Origin of the sequence: Mycobacterium sp. E802, from assembly GCF_001666875.1 — a bacterium.
In the GTDB taxonomy this organism is placed as follows: domain Bacteria; phylum Actinomycetota; class Actinomycetes; order Mycobacteriales; family Mycobacteriaceae; genus Mycobacterium.
The window spans coordinates 57,408-71,642 of record NZ_LZJD01000080.1; the positions used below are offsets into that span (position 1 = coordinate 57,408).

The window sequence follows — 14,235 nt, forward strand, 5'->3', positions numbered from 1 at the left end:
CTGGTGTAGATCTCGGCGTGTGCCGGGCGTGTGCGGGCGTCCCAACCTGATTGGCGGTCGAGGTCGACCCCTACGGAGGAGCCGATGATGTCACCTACCGAAGTCGAACTCGTCGACAACGTCGCGCATCGACTGTTCGAGGCGATCGAGCGGGGCGACACCGACAGCGTGGCCCGATTGTGGGCCGACGATGTATCGGTATGGCACTCCGGCGATACCAGGGACAACGACCGGGCTCGCGCGTTGAAGGTGATCGACTGGTTCATCAACGCGACCCGCGAGCGCCGGTACGAGGTGCTGGACCGGCAGTTCTTCGACGGCGGATTCGTGCAACAGCATGTGTTGCACGCCGCCGGACGCGACGGGGCCTCGATCGCGCTGCGGGTATGCATCGTGATCAAAGTGGGTACCGACGGACTGATCCGCCGAATCGACGAGTACTTCGATCCGAAGGACATCGCACCGCTTCTGACCTGAGCTGAATCGATAGATGGAGGTTTCATGCCCACGCTCGGCGACATCGTCACCGCGAGCGCCGGAAGCTGGACGCTGGTGCCCGCCCGTTCCCGGGTGACGTTCCGGAACAAGACCCTGTGGGGACTGGCCACGGTGAAGGGTTGCTTCACCGAATTCACCGGTTCGGGTTCGGCCGGCGACGACGTGACCGGCCGGGTGGTGATCACGGCCGCGTCGCTGCGAACCGGGATCGGCAAACGCGACGACCATCTGCGGTCCGCCGATTTCTTCGACGTACAGACCCATCCCGACATCACCGTTCAGGTGACAGGATTGAGCCCGGCCAGCGGCGCGGTGGCGCGTCTGGCGACGGTGCTGACGGTGCGAGGGGTGTCGAAAACCATCGAGCTGCCGGTCGATGTGGAGGTGCTCGACGACGGCGCGCTGCAACTCCGCGGCCAGGTGTCGGTCGAACGCGCCGAGTTCGGTGTGTCGGGCGACCTCCTGGGCATGGTGGGTCCGACCGCCACGGTGTCGGGCGAATTGGTCTTCACACGGGACTGATGCGCCGCAACAGAATTCACCTAAGTTCTGCGGTGTGAGGCGTCGTCAGCAGTAGCATCGGCACCATGGCCGGCACCGCGCCGCTGCGCATCCTGGTGTACAGCGACAATCCGCGCACCCGCGAACAGGTACGACTCGCCCTTGGCAAACGTGTACACCCCGACCTCCCCGAGCTCGAATACCTCGACATCGCGACCGCACCCGCAGTGGTCTCGCAGATGGACGCCGGGGGCATCGATCTGGCCATTCTCGACGGCGAGGCCACCCCGGCCGGGGGCATGGGCGTGGCCAAGCAACTCAAGGACGAGGTCGCCGAGTGTCCGCCCATCCTGGTGCTGACCGGCCGGCCCGACGACGCCTGGCTGGCTAGCTGGTCACAGGCCGAGGCCGCGGTGCCGCACCCGATCGACCCGATCCGCCTGGGCGACGCAGTGGTGTCGCTGCTGCGCGCGTCGGTGCGGTGATTTTCAGCGAATTTCCCTGCTGCCGTTGACTGTTCACGGCACAGCTGTGGCCGCAGCGACACGCTGCCTCGATATGAAACGATACTAACCAAAATGAGTGGCGTAGACCGCAAAGCTCGCTAGGCTGTGGGTTAGCTCACATCGACAAGCAGGCGAGGGAGCGATACGCGGCATGAGTTTGTACACGCCCATCCTGGTTCTCGGAGCGATTGCGGCCGCCTTCGCCGTGGTGTCCGTCAGAATCGCGCTCGTCATCGGCCCACGTCGGTACAACCGGTCCAAGCTCGAGGCCTACGAGTGCGGTATCGAGCCGATGCAGCCCGGCGCGGCCGGCGTGACCGGCCAGCGCATGCCGATCAGGTATTACCTGACCGCGATGTTGTTCATCGTCTTCGACATCGAAATCGTCTTCCTCTACCCCTGGGCCGTGGCCTTCGACAGTCTCGGGTTGTTCGCGCTGGTGGAGATGCTGCTGTTCATGCTCACGGTGTTCGTGGCGTACGCCTACGTGTGGCGGCGAGGGGGCCTGAATTGGGACTAGAAGAACGGCTGCCCGGGGGGATCCTGTTGTCGACGGTGGAGGCCGTCGCCGGATACGTCCGCAAAGGGTCGCTGTGGCCGGCCACGTTCGGGCTCGCGTGTTGCGCAATCGAGATGATGTCGACGGCCGGGCCGCGCTTCGACATCGCCCGGTTCGGCATGGAACGGTTCTCGGCCACCCCGCGTCAGGCTGATCTGATGATCGTGGCGGGACGGGTGAGCCAGAAGATGGCCCCGGTGCTGCGGCAGATCTACGACCAGATGGCCGAGCCGAAATGGGTACTGGCCATGGGGGTTTGCGCCTCATCCGGGGGAATGTTCAACAACTACGCGGTGGTCCAGGGTGTGGACCATGTGGTTCCGGTGGACATCTACCTGCCCGGCTGCCCACCACGGCCGGAAATGCTGCTGCACGCAATCCTCAAGCTGCACGACAAGATTCAGCAGATGCCGCTCGGGGTGAACCGTGCCGAGGCCATCCGCGAGGCCGAACAGGCGGCGCTGGCCGTGCCGCCGACCATTGAACTCAAGGGGTTGTTGCGGTGAGCGGGCCCGACGGGAACGGCACCGGCACCGATGGCGGGGAGGTGATCGGGACCCGTCGCGGCATGTTCGGAGCGTCGGGCACCGGGGACACGTCGGGCTACGGCCGGCTGGTGCGTCCGGTGGCGTTGCCCGGAAGCTCCCCACGGCCCTACGGCCACTACTACGACGAGGTGGTCGACCGTCTCGCCGAGGTACTCGGCGAGGAACGCTATGCGGTCTCCATCGAACGCGTCGTGGTCTATCGCGACGAACTCACCTTGGAGGTCAGCCGGGTGCAACTGCCCGCGGTCGCCAGTGTGTTGCGCGACGATCCGCACCTGCGGTTCGAGATGTGCCTCGGTGTGAGCGGTGTGCATTACCCCGGCGACACCGGTCGCGAACTGCACGCTGTGTACCCGCTGATGTCGATCACCCACAACCGCAGGATCCGGTTGGAAGTTGCGGCGCCGGACGCCGATCCGCACATCCCGTCGCTGTATGCGGTGTACCCGACCACCGATTGGCATGAGCGTGAGACCTACGACTTCTTCGGCATCATCTTCGACGGACATCCCGCACTGACCCGCATCGAGATGCCCGACGACTGGGTGGGTCACCCACAGCGCAAGGACTATCCACTGGGCGGAATTCCGGTCGAGTATCACGGCGCGCAGATCCCGCCGCCCGATCAGCGGAGGTCCTACAACTGATGAGCACCGAATCCCCCGTCGTGGTGGTCGGCGGACAGGACTGGGATGACGTGGTGGCCGCGGCTCGTGAGCACGCGGGTGAACGCATCGTGGTCAACATGGGACCGCAGCACCCGTCGACGCACGGGGTACTCAGGTTGATCCTCGAGATCGAAGGCGAGATCATCACCGAAGCCCGTTGCGGGATCGGTTATCTGCACACCGGTATCGAGAAGAACCTGGAGTACCGGAACTGGACGCAGGGCGTCACGTTCGTCACCCGCATGGACTACCTCTCGCCGTTCTTCAACGAGACTGCGTACTGCCTGGGCGTGGAGAAGTTGCTCGGCGTCACCGACGATATTCCACCGCGCGCCAGCGTGATCCGGGTGATGCTCATGGAGCTCAACCGCATCTCCTCGCATCTGGTGGCGCTCGCCACCGGCGGGATGGAACTCGGTGCGATGAGCGCGATGTTCTACGGCTTTCGGGAACGCGAGGAGATCCTGCGGGTCTTCGAGTCGATCACCGGGCTGCGGATGAACCACGCCTACATCCGGCCGGGCGGGCTGGCCGCCGACCTTCCCGACGACGCGCTCAGCCAGGTGCGGGCGCTGCTCGATCTGTTGCCGAAACGCTTGGGCGACTTGGAGGATCTGCTCAACGAGAACTACATCTGGAAGGCCCGCACCGTCGGCGTGGGGTACCTCGACCTGACCGGTTGCATCGCGTTGGGAATCACCGGCCCGGTGTTGCGCTCGACCGGGCTCCCCCACGATCTACGGCGCACACAACCGTATTGCGGTTACCAGGACTATGAATTCGACGTGATCACCGATGACCGCTGTGACTCCTACGGCCGCTACATCATCCGCGTCAAGGAGATGCGGGAGTCGCTCAAGATCGTCGAGCAGTGTGTGGACCGGCTCGAGAAGATGGGCGACGGTCCGGTGATGATCAACGACAAGAAGCTGGCCTGGCCTGCCGATCTCAAGGTGGGCCCCGATGGACTGGGCAACTCCCCCGAACACATCGCGAGGATCATGGGCCACTCGATGGAAGGGCTGATCCACCACTTCAAGCTCGTCACCGAGGGGATCCGGGTACCGGCCGGACAGTGCTACGTCGCGGTCGAGTCCCCGCGCGGTGAACTGGGCGTGCACATGGTATCGGACGGCGGAACCCGGCCCTACCGGGTGCACTATCGCGACCCGTCGTTCACGAATCTGCAAGCGGTGGCGGCGATGTGTGAGGGCGGCATGGTCGCCGATGCGATCGCGGCGGTGGCGTCGATTGATCCGGTGATGGGTGGGGTGGACCGCTAATGAGCGCTTGCGCGAAGAACAAACAGCCTGTGAGCGCTTGCGCGAAGAGGAGACAGCACGGATGACGGACGTCTTCATTCAACTGGGGCAACGCCCCGATGAAGCGGGCCCGCCGATCAACGGGCCCGCCGCGTATCCAGACGACGTGACGGAGCGGTTGTCCGTCGACGCAGGACAGATCATCGGCCGCTATCCTCACGCCCGCTCCGCCCTGTTACCGCTGCTGCATCTGGTTCAAGCCGAGGACGGTTGCCTCACGCCGGCCGGAATCCGTTTCTGCGCAACGATGTTGGATCTGACCGACGCCGAGGTCATCGCGGTGGCCACGTTTTACTCGATGTACCGGCGCAGCCCGACGGGCGACTACCTCGTCGGGGTGTGCACCAACACGCTGTGCGCAATCATGGGCGGAGACGCGATCCTGGACGCGCTGCAAGATCATCTCGACATCCACGCCGGCGAAACCACCCCCGACGGTCGGGTCACCCTCGAGCACATCGAGTGCAACGCCGCATGTGATTACGCCCCGGTCGTGATGGTCAACTGGGAGTTCTACGACAACCAGACCCCGTCGTCGGCACGGGATCTCGCCGACGGATTACGCGACGGGACACCGCCGGCACCGACGCGCGGGGCGCCGCTGTGCACCTTTCGAGAAACCGCGCGCACCTTGGCCGGGCTGAACAACCCGCACGTTCCCGGCGGTGCCCCGGGGGTGGCCTCGTTGGCGGGATTACGTGAAGCCCGGCAACGCGGAATGGCCACTCCGGAGGCAGGACCGACCGCATGACGCCACTGACCCCGGTACTGAGCCGATTCTGGGACGAACCAGAACCGTGGACGTTGGACACTTACCGCCGTCACGACGGGTACCGCGGTCTGCAGCGGGCCCTGGCAATGGGACCGGATGATGTGATCGCACTGGTGAAGGATTCTGGGCTGCGCGGACGGGGCGGTGCCGGGTTCCCGACCGGGACCAAGTGGTCGTTCATTCCGCAAGGCGAGGAAGGCGCCGGCGCCAAGCCGCATTATCTGGTGGTCAACGCCGACGAGTCCGAACCTGGCACCTGCAAGGACATTCCGCTCCTGCTGACCACGCCGCACTTCCTGGTCGAGGGCGTCATCATCGCGTCGTACGCGATCCGGGCCCGGCACGCCTTCATCTACGTCCGCGGTGAGGTGGTACCGGTGTTGCGTCGATTGCAGGCCGCGGTCGCCGAAGCGTACACTGCCGGATATCTGGGCGCGGACATCCTCGGCTCGGGCTTCGACCTGGACGTGACGGTGCACGCCGGTGCCGGCGCCTACATCTGTGGTGAGGAGACCGCACTCCTCGATTCTCTGGAGGGCCGACGGGGCCAACCACGTTTGCGCCCACCGTTTCCCGCTGTCGCCGGTCTGTATGCCTGCCCCACGGTGGTCAACAACGTCGAGTCAATCGCCAGCGTGCCACCGATCATGGCCAACGGAGTGGACTGGTTCCGCTCGATGGGGTCGGAGAAATCCCCGGGCTTCACGTTGTATTCGTTGTCCGGTCACGTCAACCGGCCCGGCCAATACGAGGCTCCGCTCGGCATCACGCTGCGCGAGCTGCTCGACTATGCCGGGGGCGTACGCGACGGGCACACCCTGAAGTTCTGGACCCCGGGCGGTTCGTCGACCCCGTTGTTGACGGCCGAACACATCGACGTGCCATTGGATTACGAGGGCATGGCTTCCGTCGGGTCCATGCTCGGCACCAAGGCCCTGCAAATCTTCGACGAGACCACCTGCGTGGTGCGGGCGGTGCGGCGCTGGACACAGTTCTACGCCCACGAGTCATGCGGCAAATGCACACCGTGCCGCGAGGGTACGTACTGGCTGGCCCAGATCTATGCGCGGCTGGAAAGCGGGGCTGGAACTCAGTCCGACATCGACAAGCTGCTCGACATCTCCGACACCATCTTCGGAAAGTCGTTCTGCGCCTTGGGTGACGGCGCAGCCAGCCCGGTCATGTCCTCGATCAAGCAGTTCCGCGACGAGTATGTGGCGCACCTGGACGGCGGTTGCCCGTTCGATCCGCACGCCTCGACCGTGATGGCCACCGAAGGGGCGGGGGCCTGAATGTTTTTTGCCGCGAGCAGACACAAACCCGTACATTTTTCGCCAAAAAGGTACGGGTTTGCGTCTGCTCGCGGAAGGAAAGGGAGGTGTGCATGACGCTGGCCGAGCCGACCAAGGACACCCCACCCGTGGAGATGGTGTCGCTGACGATCGACGGTGAGCAGGTCAGTGTGCCCAAGGGCACGTTGGTGATCCGCGCCGCCGAGCTGATGGGAATCCAGATCCCCCGGTTCTGTGATCACCCGTTGCTCGATCCGGTCGGCGCCTGCCGCCAGTGCCTGGTGGAGGTCGAGGGCCAGCGCAAGCCGATGGCCTCGTGCACCACCACGGTCAGCCCGGACATGGTGGTGCACACCCAGTTCAGCTCCGAGGCGGCCGACAAGGCACAGCGCGGGGTGATGGAGCTGTTGCTGATCAACCACCCGCTGGACTGCCCGATCTGCGACAAAGGCGGGGAATGCCCACTGCAGAACCAGGCAATGTCCAACGGGCGTCCGGAAACCCGGTTCGAGGACGTCAAGCGGACGTTCCCGAAACCGATCAGCATTTCCGCTCAGGTGCTGCTGGATCGCGAACGCTGCGTGCTGTGTGCACGGTGCACCCGGTTCTCGGCCCAGATCGCCGGCGATCCGTTCATCGACCTACTGGAACGCGGTGCGCTGCAACAGGTCGGCATCGCCCCAGGCGAACCGTTCCAGTCCTACTTCTCCGGCAACACAGTCCAGATCTGCCCGGTGGGAGCTCTCACCGGGACGGCCTACCGGTTCCGGGCCCGGCCGTTCGACCTGGTGTCCAGCCCCAGCGTCTGTGAACACTGCGCGTCGGGGTGCGCGCAGCGCACCGACCACCGCCGCGGAAAAGTCATGCGTCGCTTGGCCGGCGACGATCCCGAGGTCAACGAGGAATGGAACTGCGACAAGGGCCGGTGGGCCTTCACCTACGCAACAGTCGGTGACCGGATCACCACGCCGTTGGTCCGCGAGGACGGGGTGTTGCGTCCGGCCTCGTGGTCGGAGGCGTTGACCGTGGCCGGGGCCGGCCTGCTGGCCGCCGGGTCGAACACCGGGGTGCTGGTAGGCGGCCGGTGCACCGTGCAGGACGCCTACGCGTATTCGAAGTTCGCGCGAATGGTCCTGAACACCAACGACATCGATTTCCGGGCCCGCCCCCACTCCGGCGAGGAAGCCGAATTCCTGGCGTCCCGGGTCGCCGGACAGCCGATGACGCTGCGGTACGCCGAGCTGGAGAAGGCGCCGACGGTGCTGCTCGTCGGGTTCGAGCCCGAAGAGGAATCGCCGATCGTCTTTCTGCGGCTGCGCAAGGCCGTCCGCAAGAACGGCCTGCAGATCCTCGCGGTTGCTCCGTTCGCCAGCCGGGGGCTGACCAAGCTGACCGGCACGCTGATCCCCACGGTCCCCGGGGCTGAAGCCGTCGCACTAGATGCGCTCGCCGATGACGAGCGGTTGTGCCGCCCCGGCGTGGTCATCCTGATCGGTGAGCGGCTGGCCACCTCTCCGGGAGCGCTGTCGGCCGCGTCGCGGCTGGCCGACGCGACCGGTGCCCGGCTGGCCTGGATTCCGCGGCGGGCCGGTGAGCGCGGGGCGTTGGAGGCCGGTGCGCTGCCCAACCTGCTGCCCGGCGGGCGCCCCGTCGCCGATGCCGAGGCTCGAGCACAGGTTGCGGCGGTGTGGAACACCGATGAGCTACCCGATACCGGAGGCCGCGACACCAACGCCATCGTGGCGGCCGGGGCCGACGGGCGGCTCTCGGCGCTCCTCGTCGGCGGCGTGGAGGTCACCGACCTGCCAGATCCCGCCGCCGCGCTGGCGGCGCTGCGGGCCACCCCGTTCGTGGTGAGCCTGGAATTGCGCGAAAGCGAGGTCACCGCCCTGGCCGATGTGGTGTTCCCGGTGGCTCCGGTGGTCGAAAAAGGCGGCGCATACCTCAACTGGGAAGGCAGGATTCGGCCGTTCATGCCGGCGCTGCAGACCAACGCCATCCCCGATCTACGGGTGTTGCACTATCTCGCCGATGAGATCGGCATCGACCTTGGTCTGACCGGCGCCGAGGCCGCCGACCATGAGCTGGCGCAGCTCGGTGCGTGGACCGCAGCCCGCCCCGCCGCACCGTCGGTCTCAGCTGAGCCACTTGCCACCCCCGGTGCCGGGCAGGCCGTTCTCGCCAGTTGGCGGCTGCTGCTGGACGCCGGACGGCTTCAGGATGGTGAACCGTATCTGGCCGGCACCGCGGTGGGCCCGGTCGCGCGGATCTCGGCGAACACAGCGTGCGAAATCGGTGCATCAACGGATGACTCGGTGCTCGTCAGCACCGATCGCGGATCGATCACCTTGCCGCTGGCGGTGACCGAGATGCCCGACCGCGTGGTATGGCTGCCCACCAACTCCCCCGGGTCGGCGATCCACCGGCAGCTCGGGGTGAGCCCCGGGGCCGTGGTGTCCATTTCGCCGGCGTCCATTTCGCCGGTGTCGATTTCGCGGACCGTCTCATGACCTATCCCGACCCCACGTTGTTCGGACACGACCCGTGGTGGCTGATCCTGGCCAAGGCGCTCGGTGTGTTCGTCTTCCTGCTGCTGACCGTGCTCGCCGCGATCCTGATCGAACGGAAAATCTTGGGCCGCATGCAGATGCGGCCCGGGCCCAACCGCGTCGGCCCCTGGGGTCTGCTGCAATCGTTGGCCGACGGCGTCAAACTCGCCCTCAAAGAAGGCCTCACCCCGGCCGGCATCGACAAACCCATCTATCTGCTGGCCCCGGTGATCGCGGTGATCCCGGCCTTCATGGCGTTCGCCGTGATCCCCATGGGCGGCGAGGTATCGGTGTTCGGGCACCGCACCGCACTGCAATTGACCGACCTTCCGGTTGCGGTCCTTTATATCCTCGCCGTCACCTCGATCGGGGTGTACGGGATCGTGTTGGCCGGCTGGGCGTCCGGATCGACGTATCCACTGTTGGGTGGGCTTCGGTCCAGCGCGCAGGTGATTTCGTACGAGATCGCGATGGCGTTGTCCTTCGCCGCGGTGTTCCTGTATGCGGGCACGATGTCCACCTCGGGCATCGTGGCCGCCCAGGACCGGACCTGGTATGTGTTCCTGCTCCTGCCATCGTTCGCCGTGTATGTGACCTCGATGGTGGGCGAAACCAACCGGGCGCCTTTCGATCTGCCCGAGGCCGAAGGAGAGCTCGTCGGCGGATTCCACACCGAGTACTCGTCGTTGAAGTTCGCGATGTTCATGCTCGCCGAGTACGTCAACATGACCACGGTGTCCGCGCTGGCCACCACCATGTTCCTGGGCGGCTGGCACGCCCCCTTCCCGTTCAACCTGATCGACGGCGCCAACAGCGGCTGGTGGCCGCTGCTGTGGTTCGTCGCCAAGGTGTGGACGTTCATGTTCCTGTACTTCTGGCTGCGCGCGACACTGCCGCGGCTGCGCTACGACCAGTTCATGGCCTTGGGCTGGAAGGTGCTCATCCCGGTGTCGCTGGTCTGGATCATGGTCGTCGCCGTCACCCACAGCCTGCGCGAGCACGGCTACCACAACTGGGCCACCGGTCTGGTGACCACCGCAGTCGTGGTGGTGGCGCTGCTGGCTGCCGCGCTGTGGAAAACGCTGCGCGGCACATCCGTGGCGCCGATACCCGAGCAGAGCGCCGGTGCCTACCCGATACCGCCGCTGCCGAATGCTGGAAAGGAGGCCATCGATGTCTAAGAGGCCCAAATTCCTCGACGCCCTGGCCGGATTCGCGGTCACCTTCGGCTCGATGTTCAAAAAGCCGCTCACCGAAGAGTATCCGGAGAAGCCCGGCCCGGTGGCACCGCGCTACCACGGACGACATCAACTCAACCGCTACCCCGACGGCCTGGAGAAGTGCATCGGTTGCGAGTTGTGCGCCTGGGCCTGCCCGGCCGACGCCATCTACGTCGAAGGCGCCGACAACACCGCCGACGAACGCTTCTCGCCGGGCGAACGATACGGCCGCGTGTACCAGATCAACTACCTGCGTTGCATCGGCTGCGGACTGTGCATCGAAGCCTGCCCGACGCGTGCGCTGACCATGACCAATCAGTACGAGATGGCCGACGACAACCGCTCCGACCTGATCTGGGGCAAGGACAAACTGCTGGCGCCGCTGCAACCGGGCATGCAGCCGCCTCCTCACGACATGGCGCCGGGCAGCACCGACGACGATTACTACCTCGGCCGGATCAACCCGCTGCCCCAGGACGCCCAGTGACTCCGGACGTCCTGTTGCTCGCCGCTGAGAACGCGGCGCGGACCTCGACGTCGGAAGCGGTGCTGTTCTGGATCCTGGGCACCGTGGCGGTCCTGGGCGCCATCGGTGTGGTGGCCGCCCCGAAAGCGGTGTACTCCGCGGTGTTTCTGGCCTGCACCATGATCGCCCTGGCGGTCCTCTACATCGCCCAGGACGCCCTGTTCCTCGGAGTGGTGCAGGTGGTCGTCTACACCGGCGCGGTGATGATGCTGTTCTTGTTCGTGCTGATGCTCATCGGCGTCGACCTGACCGAATCGTTCACGGAAACCATACGGGGACAGCGCCTTGCGGCGTTGGCGGTGGGTGTCGGTTTCGGCATCCTGTTGATCGCCGGGATCGGCAACGTGTCGGTCGCCGGTTTCACCGGTCTGGCCGAGGCCAACAGCGGCGGCAACGTGGAAGGTCTGGCCGCGTTGATCTTCACCCGCTACCTATGGGCATTCGAGTTGACGAGCACCCTGCTGATCACCGCGGCGCTGGGCGCGATGGTGCTGGCGCACCGGGAACGTTTCGAGCGTCGTAAGACCCAGCGGGAACTGGCCGTGGAACGGTTCCAGCACGGTAGGCACCCGACGCCGTTGCCCAATCCCGGTGTGTACGCCCGACATAACGCCGTCGACGTCCCGGCCCGGCTGCCCGACGGCTCCGATGCGGTGTTGTCGGTCAGCGCCATACTTTCGCAGCGCACGATCAGCAGCTCGGGGAACGGGGAGGGGTGATTTAGTGAATCCTGACAATTATCTGTACCTGTCGGCCCTGTTGTTCACGATCGGGGCGGCCGGAGTGCTGTTGCGGCGCAACGCCATCGTCATGTTCATGTGCGTCGAACTCATGCTCAATGCCGCCAACCTGGCCTTCGTGGCGTTCTCCCGCATGCACGGTCAGCTCGACGGCCAGGTGGTGGCGTTTTTCACGATGGTCGTCGCCGCCTGTGAGGTGGTGGTGGGCCTGGCCATCATCATGACCATCTTCCGTACCCGCCGCTCGGCCTCGGTCGACGACGCCAGCCTGCTGAAGCACTAAGGGCACTATGACGCTGACTGATTGGCTCCCGGTGTGGCTCGTTATCGTCCTGCCTGCTGCCGGAGCAGCGGTCCTGCTGCTCACCGGCAGGCGTTCTGACCGGTGGGGGCATCTGCTCGGGTGTGCCACAGCGCTTGCCGCCTTCGCGGTGAGCGTCGTGTTGTTCGTCGAGATGTTGGGCCGCGACGGTGAACACCGCGCACTTTCCGAGAATTTGTTCTCCTGGGTCCCTGTCGCCGGCCTCCAGGTGGATTTCGGCCTGCAGCTTGACCAGTTGTCGGTGTGCTTTGTGCTGCTGATCACCGGTGTCGGCTCGCTGATCCACATCTACTCGATCGGCTATATGGCCCATGACGTGGACCGCAGGCGGTTTTTCGCCTACCTCAACCTGTTTCTGGCCGCCATGCTGCTGCTGGTCCTCGCCGACAACTATCTGGGCCTGTACGCCGGGTGGGAAGGGGTGGGCCTGGCGTCGTACCTGCTGATCGGGTTCTGGTCCCACAAACCGTCGGCGGCCACCGCGGCCAAGAAGGCGTTCGTCGTCAACCGGGTCGGTGACATGGGCCTGGCGATCGCGCTGATGATCATGTTCGCCGCCGTCGGGTCGATCTCCTTTGACGGAGTATTCAGTGCCGCACCGGCATTGAGTGAGGCCACGCTCACCGCCATCGGCCTACTGCTGCTGTTGGGAGCGTGCGGCAAGTCGGCCCAGGTGCCGTTGCAGTCCTGGTTGGGTGATGCCATGGAGGGCCCGACGCCGGTGTCGGCGCTGATTCACGCTGCCACCATGGTCACCGCCGGCGTCTATCTGATCGTGCGGTCCGGGCCGATCTTCAATCTCGCCCCGGCCGCGCAGACCGGCGTGGTGATCGTCGGTGCGGTGACACTGCTGTTCGGCGCGATCATCGGCTGCGCCAAGGACGACATCAAGAAAGCCCTTGCCGCGTCGACCATGTCGCAGATCGGCTACATGGTGCTGGCGGCCGGACTCGGCCCCGCCGGCTACGCGTTCGCGATCATGCATCTGCTGACCCACGGCTTCTTCAAGGCCGGCTTGTTCCTCGGCGCCGGATCGGTGATGCATGCCATGGACGACGAGGTGAACATGCGCCGCTACGGCGGGTTGCGCAAGGTCCTACCGATCACGTTCGCCACGTTCGGGCTCGGCTACCTGGCGATCATCGGTGTGCCACCGCTGGCCGGTTTCTTCTCGAAAGACAGCATCATCGAAGCCGCGTTGGGGGCCGGTGGAGCGCGCGGGGTGATCCTGGGTGGAGCGGCCATCCTGGGTGCGGGGATCACCGCGTTCTACATGACCCGGGTGATGCTGATGACGTTCTTCGGCGAAAAGCGTTGGGAGTCAAAGGCTCATCCGCATGAGGCGCCGGCCGTGATGACGGGGCCGATGATCCTGCTCGCGGTCGGTTCGGTGGTCTCTGGTGGGGCGCTGGCGATCGGCGGCACGCTGGCGCACTGGCTGGAACCGGTGGTCGGCAGCCACGAGGCACATCATGCGGTCCCGGCCTGGGTGGTCACCGTGGTGGTGTTGTCGGTCGTCACCGTCGGCATCTTGGTGGCCTACCGGATGTATGCGCAGCGGCCGGTTCCGGCTGACGTACCCGCTGGGTCGGCACTGACCGTGGCGGCCCGACAGGACCTGTACGGTGACGCGTTCAACGAGGCGGTGTTCATGCGAGGTGGTCAGACCCTCACCGCAGCCCTGGTCGCCGTCGACGACAAGGTTGTCGACGGTACCGCCGGCGGGCTGGCTGCTCTCGTCACTCGAACGTCCGACACGCTACGTCAGGTCCAGTCCGGCTTCGCCCGGTCCTATGCACTGTCGATGCTGGGCGGAGCGGCCCTGGTGGTGGCGGCGATCCTGGCGGTGCGACTGTGGTGAGTACGGTTCCGTGGTTGACAGCGTTGTGGGTGGTCCCGACGGTCGGGGCGGTCGTCGTGATGCTGGTCCCGGCCGCGCAGCAGACGCTGGCGAAATGGCTGGCGTTGGCCGTGTCCCTGGCGGCGCTGGGCCTGGCCGGGGTGCTCGCCGTCGGCTTCGATCCGGGCGGCGAGCAGTACCGCGGTGAGCACGACCAGTGCCAACGCGATCCCGTCGACTCCGAGAATGTAACCGGTACCGAATGACGGTATCCAGCGGTGTGATTCGACGAACTGGTACTGCTCGCCGCCCGGATCGAAGCCGACGGCGAGCACCCCGGCCAGGCCCAGCGCCGCCAGGGACACGGCCAAG

General features: G+C 65.7%; 15 protein-coding genes and 1 pseudogene. 15 read left to right on the forward strand and 1 reads right to left on the reverse strand.

Annotated features, from left to right (window positions below):
- Positions 1-84: 84 nt before the first annotated feature.
- The 15 genes from A5699_RS11735 (at position 85) to nuoL (ending at position 13,884) form a co-directional block, all read left to right on the forward strand.
- Positions 85-477 (forward strand): nuclear transport factor 2 family protein, encoded by a 393-nt coding sequence (locus tag A5699_RS11735; protein ID WP_369806689.1) that lies wholly within the window; start codon positions 85-87, stop codon positions 475-477.
- Between the two features lie 24 nt (positions 478-501).
- Positions 502-1,020: a YceI family protein gene (locus tag A5699_RS11740; protein WP_067769365.1), complete on the forward strand. Its 519-nt coding sequence runs from the start codon at positions 502-504 to the stop codon at positions 1,018-1,020.
- Positions 1,021-1,085: 65 nt separating this feature from the next.
- Positions 1,086-1,484, forward strand: a complete 399-nt coding sequence (locus tag A5699_RS11745; protein ID WP_067769367.1) for a response regulator transcription factor — start codon at positions 1,086-1,088, stop codon at positions 1,482-1,484.
- A gap of 172 nt (positions 1,485-1,656) precedes the next feature.
- Positions 1,657-2,025, forward strand: a complete 369-nt coding sequence (locus A5699_RS11750) for an NADH-quinone oxidoreductase subunit A (RefSeq protein WP_067769369.1) — start codon at positions 1,657-1,659, stop codon at positions 2,023-2,025.
- Complete coding sequence (locus tag A5699_RS11755; RefSeq protein WP_067769371.1) at positions 2,016-2,570, forward strand: NADH-quinone oxidoreductase subunit B family protein; 555 nt, start codon at positions 2,016-2,018, stop codon at positions 2,568-2,570. Before A5699_RS11750 ends, A5699_RS11755 begins: the two co-directional genes overlap by 10 nt.
- Positions 2,567-3,259, forward strand: a complete 693-nt coding sequence (locus A5699_RS11760; protein WP_067769373.1) for an NADH-quinone oxidoreductase subunit C — start codon at positions 2,567-2,569, stop codon at positions 3,257-3,259. The genes A5699_RS11755 and A5699_RS11760 overlap by 4 nt, the downstream gene beginning before the upstream one ends.
- On the forward strand, positions 3,259-4,563 hold the full coding sequence (gene nuoD, locus A5699_RS11765) for an NADH dehydrogenase (quinone) subunit D (RefSeq protein WP_067769375.1): 1,305 nt from the start codon (positions 3,259-3,261) through the stop codon (positions 4,561-4,563). Before A5699_RS11760 ends, nuoD begins: the two co-directional genes overlap by 1 nt.
- A 61-nt stretch (positions 4,564-4,624) precedes the next feature.
- Positions 4,625-5,353: an NADH-quinone oxidoreductase subunit NuoE gene (gene nuoE / locus A5699_RS11770; protein ID WP_157561205.1), complete on the forward strand. Its 729-nt coding sequence runs from the start codon at positions 4,625-4,627 to the stop codon at positions 5,351-5,353.
- A complete protein-coding gene (gene nuoF / locus A5699_RS11775) occupies positions 5,350-6,666 on the forward strand; it encodes an NADH-quinone oxidoreductase subunit NuoF (RefSeq protein WP_067769377.1) in 1,317 nt (438 codons plus the stop codon). The genes nuoE and nuoF overlap by 4 nt, the downstream gene beginning before the upstream one ends.
- 92 nt (positions 6,667-6,758) lie before the next feature.
- Positions 6,759-9,176 (forward strand): NADH-quinone oxidoreductase subunit G, encoded by a 2,418-nt coding sequence (locus A5699_RS11780; protein ID WP_067769379.1) that lies wholly within the window; start codon positions 6,759-6,761, stop codon positions 9,174-9,176.
- Entirely contained in the window at positions 9,173-10,396 is a 1,224-nt protein-coding gene (gene nuoH, locus A5699_RS11785) for an NADH-quinone oxidoreductase subunit NuoH (protein ID WP_067769381.1), read from the forward strand. The genes A5699_RS11780 and nuoH overlap by 4 nt, the downstream gene beginning before the upstream one ends.
- The gene (gene nuoI, locus A5699_RS11790) at positions 10,389-10,922 is read left to right on the forward strand and encodes an NADH-quinone oxidoreductase subunit NuoI (RefSeq protein WP_067769383.1); all 534 of its coding nucleotides are present in this window, start codon (positions 10,389-10,391) and stop codon (positions 10,920-10,922) included. The genes nuoH and nuoI overlap by 8 nt, the downstream gene beginning before the upstream one ends.
- A gap of 11 nt (positions 10,923-10,933) precedes the next feature.
- Entirely contained in the window at positions 10,934-11,680 is a 747-nt protein-coding gene (locus tag A5699_RS11795) for an NADH-quinone oxidoreductase subunit J (protein WP_369806690.1), read from the forward strand.
- Positions 11,681-11,684: 4 nt separating this feature from the next.
- Positions 11,685-11,984, forward strand: a complete 300-nt coding sequence (gene nuoK / locus A5699_RS11800; protein WP_067769387.1) for an NADH-quinone oxidoreductase subunit NuoK — start codon at positions 11,685-11,687, stop codon at positions 11,982-11,984.
- A 7-nt stretch (positions 11,985-11,991) separates the two neighbouring features.
- The gene (gene nuoL, locus A5699_RS11805) at positions 11,992-13,884 is read left to right on the forward strand and encodes an NADH-quinone oxidoreductase subunit L (protein WP_067769388.1); all 1,893 of its coding nucleotides are present in this window, start codon (positions 11,992-11,994) and stop codon (positions 13,882-13,884) included.
- A 152-nt stretch (positions 13,885-14,036) separates the two neighbouring features.
- Here the strand turns inward: nuoL and A5699_RS29885 are convergent.
- Positions 14,037-14,235, reverse strand: a pseudogene (locus tag A5699_RS29885) (NADH-quinone oxidoreductase subunit M); the annotation flags it as partial.